Source organism: Streptomyces sp. CB00455 (assembly GCF_001905445.1).
In the GTDB taxonomy this organism is placed as follows: domain Bacteria; phylum Actinomycetota; class Actinomycetes; order Streptomycetales; family Streptomycetaceae; genus Streptomyces.
Window position 1 is genome coordinate 498760 of the sequence record NZ_LIVQ01000002.1, and the last position, 16283, is coordinate 515042.

The 16283-nt window shown below is 71.7% G+C and carries 14 protein-coding genes and 2 tRNA genes; 5 read left to right on the forward strand and 11 right to left on the reverse strand.

What is annotated here, in order from left to right; all coding sequences use genetic code 11:
* Positions 1 to 291: 291 nt before the first annotated feature.
* The gene (locus AMK16_RS09665) at positions 292 to 684 is read left to right on the forward strand and encodes a CBS domain-containing protein (RefSeq protein WP_073911835.1); all 393 of its coding nucleotides are present in this window, start codon (positions 292 to 294) and stop codon (positions 682 to 684) included.
* Between the two features lie 83 nt (positions 685 to 767).
* Here the strand turns inward: AMK16_RS09665 and AMK16_RS09670 are convergent, their stop codons facing one another.
* Positions 768 to 2237, reverse strand: a complete 1470-nt coding sequence (locus AMK16_RS09670; RefSeq protein ID WP_073911838.1) for a catalase — start codon at positions 2235 to 2237, stop codon at positions 768 to 770.
* A 130-nt stretch (positions 2238 to 2367) separates the two neighbouring features.
* Between AMK16_RS09670 and AMK16_RS09675 the strand changes: the two genes are divergently transcribed.
* Positions 2368 to 2784, forward strand: a complete 417-nt coding sequence (locus AMK16_RS09675) for a Fur family transcriptional regulator (RefSeq protein ID WP_073911841.1) — start codon at positions 2368 to 2370, stop codon at positions 2782 to 2784.
* A gap of 143 nt (positions 2785 to 2927) precedes the next feature.
* On the opposite strand, the gene AMK16_RS09680 is transcribed toward AMK16_RS09675, so the two are convergent.
* From AMK16_RS09680 to AMK16_RS09695, 4 genes are all read right to left on the reverse strand, one after another.
* Positions 2928 to 3001: transfer RNA gene (locus tag AMK16_RS09680), tRNA-Met, on the reverse strand.
* 331 nt (positions 3002 to 3332) lie between these two features.
* Positions 3333 to 5189, reverse strand: coding sequence for a tetratricopeptide repeat protein (locus AMK16_RS09685; protein WP_073911845.1), 1857 nt, complete (start codon positions 5187 to 5189; stop codon positions 3333 to 3335).
* A gap of 191 nt (positions 5190 to 5380) precedes the next feature.
* Positions 5381 to 5454: transfer RNA gene (locus tag AMK16_RS09690), tRNA-Met, on the reverse strand.
* A gap of 52 nt (positions 5455 to 5506) precedes the next feature.
* Entirely contained in the window at positions 5507 to 8383 is a 2877-nt protein-coding gene (locus AMK16_RS09695) for a UPF0182 family membrane protein (RefSeq protein WP_079191427.1), read from the reverse strand.
* Positions 8384 to 8514: 131 nt separating this feature from the next.
* Between AMK16_RS09695 and AMK16_RS09700 the strand changes: the two genes are divergently transcribed.
* Positions 8515 to 9084 (forward strand): PPA1309 family protein, encoded by a 570-nt coding sequence (locus AMK16_RS09700; RefSeq protein ID WP_073911852.1) that lies wholly within the window; start codon positions 8515 to 8517, stop codon positions 9082 to 9084.
* 72 nt (positions 9085 to 9156) lie between these two features.
* Here AMK16_RS09700 and AMK16_RS09705 read toward each other — a convergent pair whose 3' ends face one another.
* The 4 genes from AMK16_RS09705 to AMK16_RS09725 form a co-directional block, all read right to left on the reverse strand.
* The gene (locus AMK16_RS09705) at positions 9157 to 10248 is read right to left on the reverse strand and encodes a YlbL family protein (protein WP_073911855.1); all 1092 of its coding nucleotides are present in this window, start codon (positions 10246 to 10248) and stop codon (positions 9157 to 9159) included.
* Positions 10249 to 10342: 94 nt separating this feature from the next.
* The gene (locus AMK16_RS09710; RefSeq protein ID WP_073911859.1) at positions 10343 to 10540 is read right to left on the reverse strand and encodes a hypothetical protein; all 198 of its coding nucleotides are present in this window, start codon (positions 10538 to 10540) and stop codon (positions 10343 to 10345) included.
* 309 nt (positions 10541 to 10849) lie between these two features.
* Positions 10850 to 11311, reverse strand: a complete 462-nt coding sequence (locus tag AMK16_RS09720; protein ID WP_073911866.1) for a molybdenum cofactor biosynthesis protein MoaE — start codon at positions 11309 to 11311, stop codon at positions 10850 to 10852.
* A gap of 104 nt (positions 11312 to 11415) precedes the next feature.
* The gene (locus AMK16_RS09725; RefSeq protein ID WP_073911870.1) at positions 11416 to 12597 is read right to left on the reverse strand and encodes an SDR family oxidoreductase; all 1182 of its coding nucleotides are present in this window, start codon (positions 12595 to 12597) and stop codon (positions 11416 to 11418) included.
* Positions 12598 to 12790: 193 nt separating this feature from the next.
* Here AMK16_RS09725 and AMK16_RS09730 point away from each other — a divergent pair, with 193 nt between their 5' ends.
* On the forward strand, positions 12791 to 14227 hold the full coding sequence (locus tag AMK16_RS09730; protein WP_073911874.1) for a zinc-dependent metalloprotease: 1437 nt from the start codon (positions 12791 to 12793) through the stop codon (positions 14225 to 14227).
* Positions 14224 to 14754 carry an NUDIX hydrolase gene (locus tag AMK16_RS09735; protein ID WP_073911878.1) on the forward strand — a complete coding sequence of 177 codons (531 nt, stop codon included), beginning with the start codon at positions 14224 to 14226 and terminating at the stop codon, positions 14752 to 14754. The genes AMK16_RS09730 and AMK16_RS09735 overlap by 4 nt, the downstream gene beginning before the upstream one ends.
* Before the next feature lie 65 nt (positions 14755 to 14819).
* Here the strand turns inward: AMK16_RS09735 and AMK16_RS09740 are convergent, their stop codons facing one another.
* Together AMK16_RS09740 and AMK16_RS09745 are read right to left on the reverse strand one after the other, a co-directional pair.
* Positions 14820 to 15575, reverse strand: coding sequence for an AIM24 family protein (locus tag AMK16_RS09740; protein ID WP_073911881.1), 756 nt, complete (start codon positions 15573 to 15575; stop codon positions 14820 to 14822).
* A gap of 11 nt (positions 15576 to 15586) precedes the next feature.
* On the reverse strand, positions 15587 to 16267 hold the full coding sequence (locus tag AMK16_RS09745; protein ID WP_073911884.1) for an AIM24 family protein: 681 nt from the start codon (positions 16265 to 16267) through the stop codon (positions 15587 to 15589).
* Between the last annotated feature and the right edge of the window lie 16 nt (positions 16268 to 16283).

Consider the following 16283-nt stretch of genomic DNA (forward strand, 5'->3'; position numbering starts at 1 on the left):
CGCGCCTGACCGTGCGCCCGACCGCCTGACCCCGCCGTGCGCCTGACCCGCCTGCGTCTGACCCGCCCGCGCCTGCCCCCGCCGTGCGCCCCGGCCGGTACGTCCGCCTTCCGCCCCGGTGCGCGACCGGGTGCACCGCGCGCACCGTGCGCACCGTGCGCGCCCCCTTGATGACGGTGCGTGTCCGTGGGAATCTGGGACTCCCCACGCTTGTGCGTTTGTGAAGTGCTAGCCCTTCGCGGACGCACCCACCCAGGCGCGGGGACACACCCTCAGGAGGTGGCTCCCTTCATGCTCGTCCGTGACGCCATGAGCACCGTGATCCTCACCCTCGGCCCCGCGCACACCCTCCGGCAGGCGGCCTGTCTGATGTCCGGCCGGCGCGTCGGCGCGGCCGTCGTCCTCGACCCCGACCACAGCGGGATCGGCATCCTGACCGAGCGCGACATCCTCAACTCGATCGGCGCGGGCCACGACCCCGACCGGGAGTCCGTGGGCGCGCACACCACCAACAACGTCGTCTTCTGCACGCCCGAGGCCACGGTGCAGGAGGCCGCCGAGGCGATGGCGCACGGCGGCTTCCGGCACCTGATCGTTTTGGAGCACGGCGGTCCCGTGGGCATCGTCTCCGTCCGTGACGTCATCCGCTGCTGGGCGCCGGCGCGGCGGACGGTCGCCGCGTAGCGCACCACGTCCGCGACCCGCGACGGGCCGCACCCCTCCGAGGAGGAGTGCGGCCCGTCGTCTTGCCGCGGCAGGCGGTCCGGTCAGCCGCGCAGGGCCTGGACCGCGACGTCCAGCCGCTTGCCGAAGTCGCCGTCCGCCTGGCGGAAGTTGTTGATCGCCCGCTCGACGATGTCGTCACGGGAGACCTTGGCCAGGAAGCCGGCCAGGTTCTCGATCAGGCGGGACTTCTCGTCCTGCGAGTAGAGGCGGTAGAGGTTGCCCGCCTGGACGAAGTCGTTGTCCTCGCGGTGGACGAGAGCGGCGTGGTTGCCGGTGCCGCCCGTCAGGGAGACCGGCTGCCACAGCGGGCGGTCCGTCTGGTGCGGGCCGCCGAAGCTGTTCGGCTCGTAGTTCTTCGCCCCCTTGTGACGGCCGTCGTACAGGTGCCCGTCGCGGGAGTTGGTGCGGGCCTCGGTGGCGTGCGGGCGGTTCACCGGCAGGTGGTCGGCGTTGATGCCGACGCGGTAGCGGTGGGCGTCGCCGTAGCCGAAGAGCCTGCCCTGGAGCATCTTGTCCGGGGAGGGACCGATGCCTGGGACGAAGTGGGCCGGGCTGAAGATGCTCTGCTCCACCTCGGCGAAGACGTTCTCCGGGTTGCGGTTGAGCTCCAGCTTGCCGATCTCGATCGGCGGGTAGTCCGCGTGCGGCCACACCTTGGTCAGGTCGAACGGGTTGAAGCGGTAGCCGGCCGCCTCGGCCGCCGGCATGATCTGCACCTGCACGGTCCAGGACGGGAAGTCGCCGCGCTCGATGGCCTCGCGCAGGTCGCGCTGGTGGGAGTCGGGGTCTTCGCCGGCGAGCCGGTTGGCCTCGGCCTGGGTGAGGTTCTTGATGCCCTGGTCGGTCTTGAAGTGGTACTTGACCCAGAAGACCTCGCCGGCCTCGTTGTTCCACTGGAACGTGTGCGAGCCGAAGCCGTTCATGTGGCGGTAGGAGGCCGGGATGCCGCGGTCGCCGAACAGCCAGGTCACCTGGTGGGTCGACTCGGGCGACAGGCCCCAGAAGTCCCAGACGTTGTCCGCCTCCTGCGAGCCGGTGTACGGATCGCGCTTCTGGGTGTGGATGAAGTCGGGGAACTTGATGGCGTCCTTGATGAAGAACACCGGGGTGTTGTTGCCGACGAGGTCGTAGTTGCCCTCTTCGGTGTAGAACTTCAGAGCCCAGCCGCGGGGGTCGCGCACGGCGTCGGCCGAGCCGAGGTTGCCGGCGACGGTGGAGAAGCGCAGGAAGGTCTCGGTCTCCTTGCCGACCTCGGAGAGGAACTTCGCGCGGGTCCACTGCGAGACGTCGCGGGTCAGCGTGAAGGTGCCGTACGCGCCGGCGCCGCGGGCGTGTACCACGCGCTCCGGTATGCGCTCGCGGTTGAAGTGCGCGAGCTTCTCCAGCAGCAGCTGGTCCTGGACCAGGACGGGGCCGCCGACGCCCGCGGTCTCGCTGTTCTGGTTGTCGGCGACCGGGGCCCCGGCCTCCGTGGTGAGCGGTCCCTGCGTCACGTGCGCCTCCTGCGTCATACCTGCGTGTCCTGTCCTCGACGTCTGCCGTACTCGATCCTACATTGGACTTTGTCCAGGTCAAGCAATGGTCCAACTCCGCACTGGTTCGGGAGTTACACCCAGTCCCCTCGCTGTTAGGCTGGGTTCCATGAGTGACCTGCTGGAACGACTTCGCGGACGCGGATGGCGCATGACCGCACAGCGGCGCGTCGTGGCCGAGGTGCTCGACGGTGACCACGTTCACCTGACGGCCGACGAGGTGCACGCGCGTGCCGTGGCAAAGCTGCCCGAGATCTCCCGGGCGACCGTTTACAACACCCTGGGCGAGCTGGTGACCCTCGGGGAGGTACTGGAGGTCTCCACGGACCGCCGGGCCAAGCGGTACGACCCGAACGCCCACCGGCCGCACCAGCACCTGGTCTGCGGCCAGTGCGGTGCGATCCGCGACGTCCATCCGTCGGGCAACCCGCTGGCCGACCTGCCGGATGCGGAGCGCTTCGGCTTCGTGGTGTCGGCGGTCGAGGTGACGTACCGCGGGGTCTGTCCCAACTGCGCAGCCGCTTAGACCGTACGGAAGAAGGCCGGGAGCATCCGCTCCCGGCCTTCTCTGCGTTCCGGCATGCCGGGCGGCCGGCGTCCCGTTTCCCGCGTGGCACTCGCAAACGACTCAAGGCCCGGATCCATGGGATCCGGGCCTTGGGCCTTCAGTAGCGGGGACAGGATTTGAACCTGCGACCTCTGGGTTATGAGCCCAGCGAGCTACCGAGCTGCTCCACCCCGCGTCGGTAAACCCGACTTTACGGGAGGGAGCCCAGCAGATGCAAATCGATTGACGGCCCCCTCCCGAGCCCGCCGCACGGGGCCGCACCCGGGCCACGCCCGAGGGCGGGGCGGAAGCGCGGCCGGGGCGGGGACCGCTGCCGGGCCGGGGGCCGGGGGGCGCGACCGGAGCGGGCCGCGACCCGGGCGGAGCCGGGGCCGGGGTGGAGGCGGGGCCAGAGCGGGCCGCGCCCCGGGCGGAGCCGGGCCGGAGCGGGCCGCGGCCGGGGCAGGGCCGGGGTCAGGGCCGGGCCGGGGTCAGGGCCGGGCCGGGGGTGCCTGCGCCTGGACCCGTCAGGCGGAGAGTTCCTCCGCCAGGGCGTCCCGCAAGCGCGCCGCGCGCTGCGACACCTCTTCCGGGCCCAGCTCCATGGCCCGCAGACACCACTTCTGCCCCTCGGTGAGGTCACCGTGGCGCGCCGCGAGCAACGCCAGCCGCAGGGCGGCGCGCCCGTGGCCCGCCACGGCCGCGCGCGTCCACCACAGGGCGGCCTCCGGCTCATTGCCCTCGCGGGCCAGCAGCAGCCCCAGGTTGAACGCGCCGTTGCGGGAGCCGGCCTCGGCGGCCTCCCGGTACCAGCGCGCGGCCAGTGCCAGGTCGCCGCGCGCGGCGGCCAGCATGCCGACCCGCACCTGGGCGCGGCGGTGCCCCAGCTCGGCGGCCCGTTCGTACCACTCCTCGCTCTCGCTGCGCGGGGCGCTGCCCGCCGGCTCGCCCAGCGCCACGGGCTCCGGCGGCGGGGCCAGCGATTCCAGTAGGGAGGCCAGCCGGAAGGCCGCCTCCGGGCTGCCACCGCCCGCCGCGCAGCGCAGGTGCCGCTCGGCGGCGCGCTCCTCGCCGTCCCGCACCAGTGCGATGCCGACCTGGAGTGCGGCGTCGGTGTGTCCGGCCGAGGCGGCCCGCTCGTACCACTTCAGGGCGGTCCGGTCGTCGTCCCGGCTGGCGAACAGGATCCCGAGGTTGAAGGCGGCGTCCACGCTGCCCGCCTCCGCCGCCTTGGAGAACCACGGCTCCGCGCCCGCCGCGTCCCCTCCCTGGAGCAGCAGGATGGCCAGCGCGTTGGCCGCCTCGCGGTGGCCGGCGTAGGCGGCCCGCCGGTACCACTGCTCGGCCTGTGCGGTCCGGCCCTGTGCGACGCACAGCAAAGCAAGGTTGTACGCCCCGTTTTGATCGCCCGCGTCCATCGCGGACCGGTACCAGCGCTCGGCGGTCTGGGTCTCGCCCCGCGCCGCGTGCAGCGCGCCCAGGGCGTTCGCCGCGTTGCCGTCGCCGTCCTGGGCCGCCCGGTGCCACCACGCGGCCGCACTGTCCTCGTCCCCGGCGTCGCGCAGCAGGAAGCCGAGCGCGCAGGCCGCGCGGGCCTCGCCCTGCTTGGCGGAGGTCAGGTACCAGCGGCCGGCCTCCTTGAGCTCGCCGCGCGCCTCCAGCAGCGCGCCCAGGTGCAGCGCGGCGCGGCGGTGCCCGCGCGCGGCGGCCTGGCGGTACCACTGCTCGGCCTCGGTGGGGTCGCCCTTGCGCAGGTGCCGGGCCAGGCGGTAGGCGGCCTCGCGGTGCCCCTGCTCGGCGGCGGCCCGGAACCACCGCTCCACGCCCTTGTCGCCGCGGTGCTCCAGCAGGTCGGCCAGGCCGTACGCCCCCAGCGCGTGGCCGGATTCCGCCGCTTGGCGCAGCCAGTACTCGGCGGCCGGCTCGTCCCCGCGCTCGCGGAAGTGGCGGCCCAGCGCGTGCGCGGCGGGCGCGGATCCGGCCACGGCGGCGACCCGCCACCAGCCGGCGGCCTCCTCGGGGTAGCCGCGCTGGTGCAGCAGTACGCCCAGGTTGTTCGCGGCGGCGCGGTCCCCTTCGGCGGTGGCGCCGCGCAGGTAGGGCTCGGCCGCGCCGAGGTCGCCGCGGCGCAGCAGCAGCGCGCCGAGCACGCTCATGGCGCCCGGGTCGCCCTTGTCGGCGGCCACCCGGTGCCGTGCCTCCAGCTCGGCGTCGCTCGCCGTGTCGGTCTCGGCGAACACGTCCTGCGTGAGCTCCGCGTCGGTCAGTGCGGTCTGCGTGCCGACGGCCGGAGCCGCCCCCTTGGCTTCTGTGCCCGATTCGGCCTCCGCCCTCACAAACCGCCCTGTCTCCAGCAGAGTTGACCTGTCCCCCATAAATCCCATCGTCGCATCACCTGCTACCCGCGTACACCTGGTATGTCGCAGCCAGGGAGGTCACTACAGCGTTTTGTCGACATGCCCACAGATAGGCAAGTCAAACACGCCCCACCCCCAACTCACCCGTCTCAGCTACCCCGTGACCCCCCGAACATGACGAAGGCCCGGATCCCATGGATCCGGGCCTTCATCTTCAGTAGCGGGGACAGGATTTGAACCTGCGACCTCTGGGTTATGAGCCCAGCGAGCTACCGAGCTGCTCCACCCCGCGTCGGTGAAACCACAGTATCACGACGCGGGACGGAGCCCTCACCCATTGATCATCAGCTGCCCGGCGCGGGCGCCGTCAGCTTCGCCTCCGCGTCGACCGCCCGCTTCAGTGCCGCCTTGATCTCGTCCTGCGCCTTGCCGAATGCCGCCCAGTCGCCGGACTGCCGGGCCTTCTCGGCGTCCTCGACGGCCTTCTGCGCGTCGGAAAGCGCCGCCTTGACCGTCGGGTCGGTATTGGCCGGCGGCGGGTTGACGGTGCCGTCCGGCGGCGTCGTCGTCGGCGGGGTGCTGGGCGCCTCCGCCCCGAAGACCACGTTCAGCGCCTTCTCCAGGGTGTCCTCGAAGGCCACCTGGCCGCCGTAGGTCACCAGCACCTTGCGCAGCAGCGGGTACTTCACGCCGCCGCCGCGCACGTACACCGGCTCGACGTTGAGCATCCCGCCGTCGAGCGGGATGGTCAGCAGATTGCCGTACTCGACCTGCGAGTCGCCCCGGCTCAGGATGTTGATCTCCTGGGCGATCTCCGGCTTGGAGTTGAACTTGCTCTGCACCAGCTTGGGACCGTCGACCGGATTGCTCGTCGGCAGCTTCAGGACCCGGATCTTCCCGTAGTCCGGGGTGCCCGGATCCGCGTTGACCGCCATGAAGGCGCTCAGGTTGTCGCGGCCGTTCGGCGTGAAGGTGGTGGTGAGGGAGAAGACCTGCTCCTTCTCCTTCTGGTCCGGCATCTTCATCGACAGGTAGTACGGGGGAACCGCGTTGCCCGCCTTGGTCGTCGGGTCGTCCGGAACCGACCACGCCTCGCTGCCGCTGAGGAAGGTCTGCGCGTCGGTGACGTGGTAGCGGGTCAGCAGCTCGCGCTGGACCTTGAAGAGGTCCTGCGGGTAGCGGAGGTGGTCCATGAGCGGCTCGGAGATCTCGCTCTTGGGCTTCACCGTGCCCGGGAACGCCTTCATCCAGGTCTTCAGGACCGGGTCCTCGGTGTCCCACTGGTACAGCTTGACCGTGCCGTCGTACGCGTCGACGGTGGCCTTCACCGAGTTGCGGATGTAGTTGACCTGGTTCTCCTGCGCCACGACCGCGCGCTGGCTGTTGGTCAGCGAGTCGGCCGTGGTGTCGCCCAGCGTGGTGCGCGAGGCGTACGGGTAGCCGTTCGTCGTCGTGTAGGCGTCGACGATCCACTGGATCCGGCCGCCCACGACCGCCGGGTACGGGGCGCCGTCGATGGTCAGCCAGGGCGCGACGGCCTCGACGCGCTCCTTGGGCGTGCGGTTGTACAGGATCCGCGAGCCCTCGCCGATGGCACCGGAGTAGAGGATCTGCGGCTCGCTGAAGGTGAGCGCGTAGGCCGCCCGGTTGACCGGGTTGTCCAGGCTGACGCCGGAGCCGCCCCGGTAGCTCGTCTCCTTCTCGCCCTTGTCGTCCGAGTAGTCCAGTTCCTTCTGCGGGCCACCGACGATCGAGTACTGCTTCGTCTGCTCGCCGTAGTAGATCTGCTGCTCGAACGTGCCGAGGTCGCCCTTGGACGGCAGGTCGGACTCGGTGAAGACCGGGTCGCCGGCCTTGGTGACCTCGGTGCCCTTGGCCGCGACCACGCCGTATCCGTGCGTGTAGCGGAAGTGGTCGTTGATCCAGTTGTTCTTCGGGATGCCCGCGAGGTTCAGCTCGCGCAGACCGATGACCGTGTCCTGGCCGTGGTACCGGTCCACCGCCAGGGTGGGCGGGAAACCGTAGTAGCCCTTGTTCTGCTGCAGCTGCTGGAAGGCCGGGGAGACGATGTTCGGGTCGAGGAGGCGGATGCTCGCCGTGGTGTTGGCATCGGCCCGCAGCTTGTTCTTGTCCGCGTTCGCCGCGGCGGCTCCCGCGTACTCGTCGACCTTCGTGTCGGCGATCCCGTAGGCGTCGCGCGTCGCCTTGATGTTCTTCTCGACGTACGGGGATTCCTTGGCCTGCTCATTGGGCTGGACCTGGAACTTCTGCACGATCGCCGGGTACAGCCCGCCGATCAGGATGGCCGAGAGGACCATCAGGCCGAAGCCGATGACGGGCAGCTGCCAGGTGCGGCGCCACAGCGTCGCGAAGAACAGCAGGGCGCAGATCGCGGCGATGGCGACGAGGATCGTCTTCGCCGGGAGGTAGGCGTTCGCGTCGACGTAGCGCAGGCCGGTCCAGTTGTCGGCGGCCTTGAAGTCGCTGGACTTCACGGCGAGGCCGTACCGGTCGAGCCAGTACGCGACGGCCTTCAGGGTGACGAAGAGGCCGAGCAGCACCGACAGGTGGCCGGTCGCCGCGGCGGTGGCCCGGGCGCCCGGGCTGGTCACGCGCAGTCCGCCGTACAGGTAGTGCACGACGGCGGCGGCGATCACCGACAGCACGACCGCGGCGAAGCCGAAGCCGAGCAGGAAGCGGTACCAGGGCAGGTCGAAGGTGTAGAACGACACGTCAAGGTGGAATTCGGGGTCCTTCCGCCCGAACGGCACCCCGTTCACATACATCAGCCAGGTCTTCCACTGGCCGGCCGCCGAAGCTCCCGCGATGAGGCCGACGAGCACCGAGATGCCCAGGAGCAGCCACTTCTTGTACGGGGCGACGGTCATCCGGTAGCGGTCGAGGCTCTGCTGCTCCATCGACATCGCGCTGAGCGGCGGCCGCAGCCGGTGCGCCAGCCAGATGTTGAAGCCCACGGCGCCCGCCATCAGCAGGCCGAAGACGGCGAACAGGCCGATCTTGGTCCACAGGGTGGTGGTGAAGACGCTGGAGTACTGCACGGATCGGAACCAGAGCCAGTCCGTCCAGAAGCCCGCGAACATGATGAAGAGCATGGCCAGGACGGCCAGCACGCCCAGGGTCATGAGGAGAGTGCGGGCCCGCCGGGACGGGCGGCCGACTCTCATCCGTGGCCCGGAAGGGCCTCCGCCGCGGTCCGGCATCTGGAAAGCCAAGGTGCGCACCTCGAAAGTCGCTGTGTCTGGTATGGAACGGGGCCCCCGATCGTAGGGCCCACTCATGCAACTTACTGAGGCTTTGGTCAGTTCCCGCTATCCGGTGCAAAGGAGGCAGGATGTTGCCCATGTCCAACCTTTCACCTTCCTCCGGCACGCCGATGGCGGCCAGCCCGCTGACCCGCGCCTGCCTCGAAATCGACGAGTACGCGGCCCAACTGGGCTGGGACAAGCCCGCCCGGCTGTTCGCGCTCGTCGACACCGCCCGGCTCAAGAAGCAGGAGCCGCGCCTCGCGAGCCAGCTCGGCCTCGACCAGGACGATGCCGGCAAGTCCTCCCTCACCCCGATCGAGCAGGAGGAGGTCCCGGCCGGGACGCCGCTCGACACGTTCCTGGGCACCATCGCCTGGCCCGATGCGGTGGTGGGCTGCGCGCTGACGGTGGAGCGGCTGATGCTGCCGCCGTCCGCGGAGGCCTCCGTGCCGGAGGGGTTGGGCGACAAGGAGCTCGCCAAGTGGGTCGCCGGCCATCCGGAGCGGCAGGAGGTCCGGCTCACGGTGGCGGTGCTGCGCGACGGTTCGCGCGAGTCGGCCGTGCGGCTGCGGGAGAAGGACTCCTCGACGGAGGTCCTCACCGGCGGCGGGCTGGTGCCCGGCCTGGCGGAGGCGCTGGCGGCGACCTTCTCCTAGTGCTGTGGGGTGTCCTGCCGGAGCGGCGGACACCCCCCGATGACGGGAGCGGGTGGGAGCGGGCGGGAGCGGTCAGGGCTTGGCGGTGCACTTCGCCAGCCCGGCCGTGTCCCCCTTGCCGATCTTCTCCAGGGCCTGCTCGGCGTCCGCGATGGTGGAGACCTTCACGAGGGTCAGCCCGTCGGGCACGTGGGCCGCAGCGGCGGCGCAGTTCTCGGCGGGCGTCAGGAAGTACTCGGCGCCGGCCTGGCGGGCGCCGATGGTCTTCATCTGGATGCCTCCGATGGGGCCGACCTTGCCCGCGTCGTCGATGGTGCCGGTGCCCGCGACGAACCTGCCGCCGGTCAGGTCTCCCGGGGTGAGCTTGTCGACGATGCCGAGGGAGAACATCAGGCCGGCGCTGGGGCCGCCGACGTCGGCGAGCTTGATGTCGATGGGGAACGGGAAGGTGTGGTCGGTCCCGGCCCGGATGCCGACGATGGCGTGGCCGTCGTCCTGCGCCTTGCCCGCGGTGATGGTCAGCTTGCTGGTCGCGGTGGGCTCGCGGTTCGCCTTCGCCGCCTCGGCCGCCTCGGCGGCGGGCACGACGGTGAACTCGACGGGCTCACCGGGCTTGTGCCTGGTGACGAGCTTGGCCACGTCCTCGGGGGCGGTGACGGGGGCCCCGTCCACGGCCTTGATGACGTCGCCTGCGTGCAGCGTGCCGTCGGAGGGACTCGCCTTGACCACGGAGGCGACGATGACGCGTGCGGAGACGGGGATGCCGAGCTGCCCCAGGGCGGCCACCTTGGCGCTCTGCTGCGACTGGCTGAACTCCTCGGCGTTCTCCTGAGTGGACTGCGCGTCCGTCTTGCCGTGCGGGTAGAGGTTCTCGTGCGGCACGACGATGTTGTCGTCGGCCAGCCAGCCGTAGACCGCTTCCAGCAGGTTCATGTCGTAGTCGGCGCCGGTGACGCGGACCGTCGTCATGTTGAGGTGACCGCTGGTCGGGTACGTCTTGCGCCCCGAGATGTTGAGGACGGGCTCGCCGTGCGAGTCTCCGAGCGTGTTCACGGTGGGACCGGGGCTCATCTCGGAGTACGGGACCTTGATGAACACCCCTGCGCACAGCAGCGCGAACAGCATGAGGGTGGAGGCGAGCATCGTCGCAGTGCGGCGTGGCATGGATCCGACAGTACGGGACGCCCCTGACGGGCGGCCGCGGGGGCCGGGCCGTACGGGACCGCGGGCGGAACTCTCAGGGGATTCTCACGGGACGCTAGACGGCGTCGGAACCGGAGTGGGCCCCTGCCTTGGCTCTGGCCTGGTCGGACTTGTCCATGACTTCACGGAACCGGGCGTATCCGGCGAGCTCGGATATGTCGCCCTGGGTGCGGTCGCGGGCCGCCCAGCTGCCCCATATCGCCGCTCCGATGGCGGCGAACAGCGGAATCAGCAACCACGCCAGAGATGCCATGGGCCTGCCTCCCTACCCCGTCGTTCTTGTCGTCGTTGGTGGCTTCAACGCTGGTGCCCGGGAAGGGGTTACGCAAATCGAGGGCGTGTTGCGCAGCCGAACGGGTGCGAGGCTACCGCCTTGCGGGTGGGCCTTCGCGACCGGGGGTTGGGCGGCGGCCCGGCGGCCCGGGCGAGCCCCGGCCCGCGGCTGCGGGCCGGGCTGCACGCCCGACTGCGGGCCCGGCTGCGGGCCCGGCTGCGGGCCCGGCTGCAGGCCCGGCTGCAGGCCCGGCTGCGGGCCCGGCTGCGGGCCCGGCTGCGGGCCCGGCTAGCAGGCGCCGACCCACTCCTCGGTGCCATCGGCGAAGGTCTGGTGCTTCCAGATCGGGACCTCGTGCTTGAGGTCGTCGATCAGCATCCGGCAGGCCTCGAAGGCCTCGCCGCGGTGCGGGCAGGACACGGCCACGACGACGGCCAGGTCGCCCACGGCCAGGTCGCCGACGCGGTGCACGGCGGCCAGGGCGCGGACCGGGTACTTGGCCACGACGCGCTCCGCCACCCGCCGCATCTCGGCCTCGGCGGTCGGGTGGCAGGAGTAGCCGAGCGAGTCGACGTCCGCTCCGCTGTCGTGGTTGCGCACCGTGCCGACGAAGAGGGTCGTCCCGCCGGTCGCGTCGTCGCCGACGGCCCGGAAGACCTCGTCGATCGAGAGCGGGGTCTCGCGGATCGCGAGCAGGCGGACCGGGTCGGGTGCGGCTTGTTCGCCGGGGTGGTCGAAGTGCGGTGACATACCGTCCATCGTGCCCCAGCCCCCCTCGCGGCGGGAAGAGCGGTTTCGCCCGGGGCGGGGCCCCGGGCTTGGGATCCTCCTACAGGAATCCGCCGCCACGGGCGTCAGATGCCGCGTCGCTTGCGGGCGCGGCGGACCGCCGCGGCGGCGCCGAGCAGGGCCACCGTGGCGCCCGCCGCACCGGCGGCCGTCGCCGCGTCCTTGCGGCCCAGACGGCGGCCGGCGACCGTGTGCCGGCCGGCGACCTCCTGGAGGAGCTCGGACAGCACCTCCTCGTTGGTCCAGCGCGGCCGCCAGCCCGCCGTGTGCAGCGCGCTGACGCTGACCACCCAGGGGTGCATCGTGTACGCCAGGTCCCCGGCCGGGGAGGGGGTCAGGCCGATCCGGTGCAGCCGGGCCGCGGCGCCCAGGGCGACCGCGGAGGGGAGCTCCATGCGGCGGATGCCGCTCAGCTCCTCCACCTCCTCCTGCTCCAGCCAGCCCTCGCAGCCCACCGCGAGCTCGCCCTCGACCTTCTCCAGCGCCGCGTACTCCAGGGCGCTGACCAGGTCTTCCACGTGGCAGAACTGCCAGGTCGGGCGGGAGCCGGCGACCACGAGCAGCCGCGGGGACTCGAAGTACCGGGTCAAGGCCGTGTCCGTGCCGCCGACCAGGACCGCGGGGCGCACCACGGTGACGTTCAGACCGGGGTGCGCCCGCGGGGCCCGGCGGCCGAGGCGCTCGATCTCCAGCAGGTCGCCGACGCCGGTGGCCTCGGCGGTGGCCCGCAGCTCGGAGTCCTCCGAGAGCGGGATGTCGTTGTCGGGCAGGGCCCCGTAGACCATCGCGGAGGTGCACAGCACGACCCGGTGCACGCCGGCCGCGGCGGCGGCCGTCAGCACGGTCTGGGTGCCGCGGACGTTGTAGGCCGTGCGGGCGGCCGGGTCCGTCTCCAGGTCGAGGTCGAGGGCGAGGTGGACGACGACGTCCGCGCCGCGCAGCTTCTCGGCGATCGCAGGGTCCCGTACGTCCAGGACGTGCCACTGCGCGGCCGCGCAGTCCCCCCGGCGTTCGTCGATCGCCACGACCTGCTTGACCTCGTCGGAGGCGGCCAGGCGGCTCACGAGGGCCGCGCCGACACCCGACGCGGCGCCGGTCACGGCGATCACGGGACTGTGCCCGCGCGGGCCCGCCGGGTTACGCGGCGGGCGAACGCCGGGGGCGCTGTCGCCGTGCTCGGGATGGTCTTCGGCGTCGTGCGTCGCGTGGCCGCGACTATCCGAAACGTGCGGATCTGGGGAACTCACCGGGCGTCTCCAGCGGTTGTCTTCAGTAGGGACGCGCCGTGGACGCGTACCCACCAGGTGACGTCCATCCTGCCGCAGGCCGGGAGTCTGCGGAGCACCGAGCCCACAAGCGGCCGCGGTGTCTAGGCTGGGTGGTGTTGTCGGACCATTGCCCGTCGGCTCCCGCCGGCGGCCCTACGAGCCGAGGAAACCCGTGAGCGACACCCCATTCGGATTCGGCCTTCCGCCGGAGGAGCCGGAAGACGGCGACGAGGGCAGGAAGAAGGGCGGCGAAGGCGGCCAGGGCGGCCCGGCCGATCCGTTCGGGTTCCCCGGCACGGGGCTGCCGGGCGGCGCGGGCGGTCTGGGAGGCGCCGCAGGCGCGGGCAATCCGTTCGCGTCGATGTTCGGCGCCATGAACCCGAACGACCTCGGGGCGGCCTTCCAGCAGCTCGGCCAGATGCTCAGCTACGAGGGCGGTCCCGTCAACTGGGACATGGCCAAGGACATCGCACGCCAGACGGTCGCGCAGGGCACGACGGGCGGCGTCAAGGACGCCAGCGTCGGGCCGGCGGAGAGGTCCGCGGTCGAGGAGGCCGTGCGGCTGGCCGACCACTGGCTGGACGGTGTGACCTCGCTTCCCTCGGGCGCGACGACGGCCGTGGCGTGGAGCCGCGCCGAGTGGGTCGAGGCGACCCTCCCGGCGTGGAAGGAGCTCGTGGACCCGGTCGCGGAGCGGGTCGGGGCGGCCATGGGCGGCGTCCTTCCCGAGGAGATGCAGGCCATGGCGGGCCCGCTGCTCGGGATGATGCGCTCGATGGGGGGCGCCATGTTCGGCCAGCAGATCGGCCAGGCCGTGGGCACGCTCGCGGGCGAGGTCGTCGGCTCCACCGACATCGGTCTGCCGCTCGGCCCGGCCGGGAAGGCGGCGCTGCTGCCGCTGAACATCGAGGCCTTCGGCAAGGACCTGGGCGTGCCGTCGGACGAGGTCCGGCTGTACCTGGCCCTGCGCGAGGCGGCGCACGCCCGGCTCTTCGCGCACGTGCCGTGGCTGCGCTCGCACCTGTTCGGTGCGGTCGAGGGCTACGCGCGCGGCATCAAGGTGGACACCTCGAAGCTGGAGGACGTCGTCGGCCAGCTCGACCCGTCCCATCCGGAGCAGCTGCAGGAAGCGCTGCAAGGCGGCATGTTCCAGCCGCAGGACACGCCCGAGCAGAAGGCCGCGCTGGCCCGCCTGGAGACGGCGCTGGCGCTGGTCGAGGGCTGGGTCGACGCGGTGGTGCACGAGGCCGCGAAGCCCCGCCTGACCTCGGCGGACGCGATGCGCGAGACCATGCGCCGGCGGCGCGCCTCGGGCGGTCCGGCGGAGCAGACCTTCGCGACGCTGATCGGCCTGGAGCTGCGCCCGCGCCGGCTGCGCGACGCCTCGCGGCTGTGGGCCTCGCTCACCGACGCGCGCGGTGTCGAGGGCCGCGACGGCCTGTGGGAGCACCCGGACATGCTGCCGACGGCCTCCGACCTGGACGACCCCGACGGTTTCGTGCACCGCGAGCAGCTGGACTTCTCCGAGATCGACAAGATGCTCGGCGAGGCGGCGCGCAAGCGTGACCAGGGCGGGGCCGGCGGCGAAGAGGGTGAAGGGCAGAAGTGAGCCTGCACGACGACGCGGTGCAGGTCCTCGAGGACTACCGGGGCCAGCCCGCGCTGCGGGACGTCTACCTGGAGCACCTGGCCGCCCATCCGGACGGGATGTACAAGCCCTGCGGCGCCGGGCACGTCACCGGCAGCGCGCTGGTGATCGACCCGGAGCGCAGGCGCGTCCTGCTGACCCTGCACAAGAAGCTCGGCATGTGGCTCCAGATGGGCGGCCACTGTGAGCCCGGTGACGCCACCCTGGCCGGTGCGGCGCTGCGCGAGGCCCGGGAGGAGTCCGGCATCGTGGCGGGGCTGAGCCTGCTGCCGGGCGGCCCGGTGCGGCTGGACCGGCACCCGATCCCGGCGCCCTGCAACTGGCACCTGGACGTGCAGTACGCGGCGCTGGCCCCGGCCGGCTCGGTGGCGGAGATCAGCGAGGAGTCCCTGGACCTGCGCTGGTTCCCCTATCCGGAGGTCGCTGCGGTGGCCGACACGTCCGTGGTGCGCCTGCTGGAGGCGACGCTGTCGCGCCTCGGCGGCTGAGGCGCGACAGCGCGCGTGCGGAAGGGGCGGTCCCCGGCGGGGGCCGCCCCCTGCGCGTCACAGCACTAGTTCCAGGCGTTGTTCTGGTTCTGTGCGTGCGAGCCGTGCTGGCCCATGCCGAACTGGGCGGCGGCGCCCTGGCCGAGCTGGGCGTTCTGCGGCGGCAGCACCTCGCTCGGCTGCACCAGGGCGAAACCGGTGCCGAGGAAGCTCAGCTCCCAGCCCTCACCGGTGTTGCCGCGGCGCCGCCAGACTCCGGTGGAGTGCGTCTGGGCCTGCATCTGCACGCGCAGCGAGGTGGACCAGGCGACGATCGCGTCGGCGTCGGCGTTGACGTACTTGTCGGGCGTGACCTGCATCATCAGCGGCTGCCCGGAGGTCATCAGGGCGACCTTGCCGCGGCCGGAGATGCTGAGCTGGTACTTGCCGGAGCCGGAGATCCCGTACTGGCTGTCCACGGCGATGACCTCGGTGTGCAGGGTGGAGTCCAGGGCCAGGACGTAGCTGCTGTCGACGGTGAGGCCGTCCTGGTCCACGTCCACGACGTGGACGTACTGGGCCAGGTTGGCCAGGTAGACCGTGCCCTGCCCGGAGCAGCGCATCAGGTCGAGGCCCTCGCCGGTGCGGCGGCGGGCGCCCCGCTGGTTGGCGCTCTGGTACTCGCCGTCGAAGTCGATGATCCCCTGGTAGGCGACCATGGCGCCCTTGCGGGCGAGGACGTCGTCGGAGCCGGTCAGCGAGACCCGCAGGAGCTGCGGGTTCTGGACGGTGTACCGGTCCTGGGACTGCGCCTCGGCGTGGGCGAAAAGTGCGCTCTGCATGATGTGTCCCCTCAGCCCCGGGTCCGGAGCCGGTCGGTGCTGTCCTCGCTGGGCTGTACGACGACGATGCCCTGACCGGAGAAGGCCATCTGGTAGGCCTCCCCGCTGCCCCGGCCGATCATCGACGAGGCTTTGAAGCTGCGCTTGCCCTTGACCTTGAGGTTCGGCGACCAGGCGACGAGCGCGTCCGGGTCGACGTAGGTCTCGTCCTCGCCGCGGCCGCAGTCGACGACGATCGGGGTGCCGCGGGAGGTGATCGCGACCCAGCCGGTGCCGGAGACCTGCACGTTGAACAGGCCCTGGCCGGCGAACTTCGCCATGCCCTTGACGCGCTCGACGCCCCACTGGAGGTGGGCGTCGAAGGCGAGCAGGTTGGTGCCGTTGACGGAGAGGGCGTCGTTGTCGAGGTTGATGACGACCACGTCGGCGCCGTAGTCGGCGAGGTAGAGAAGGCCGTCGCCGGTGCACTTCATCAGCGGCGCGCCTTCGCCGGTGAGCCACTGCGAGGCCATCTGGCGGACCGCGGGAGGGTTGGGCTCGTACTGCACGAAGCCTTCGTAGGCGACCATCGAGCCGGTGCGGGCGAAGAGGTCCTGGCCGCTCTGCATGGCGACCTTGAGCATGGCCCGGCCGTGGTTCTCCATGCGGGCCGTGACGGGGGTCGGGGCGTAGCCCGCGAGCTGCTGGTTCATTGCGTTCATGTCGGGC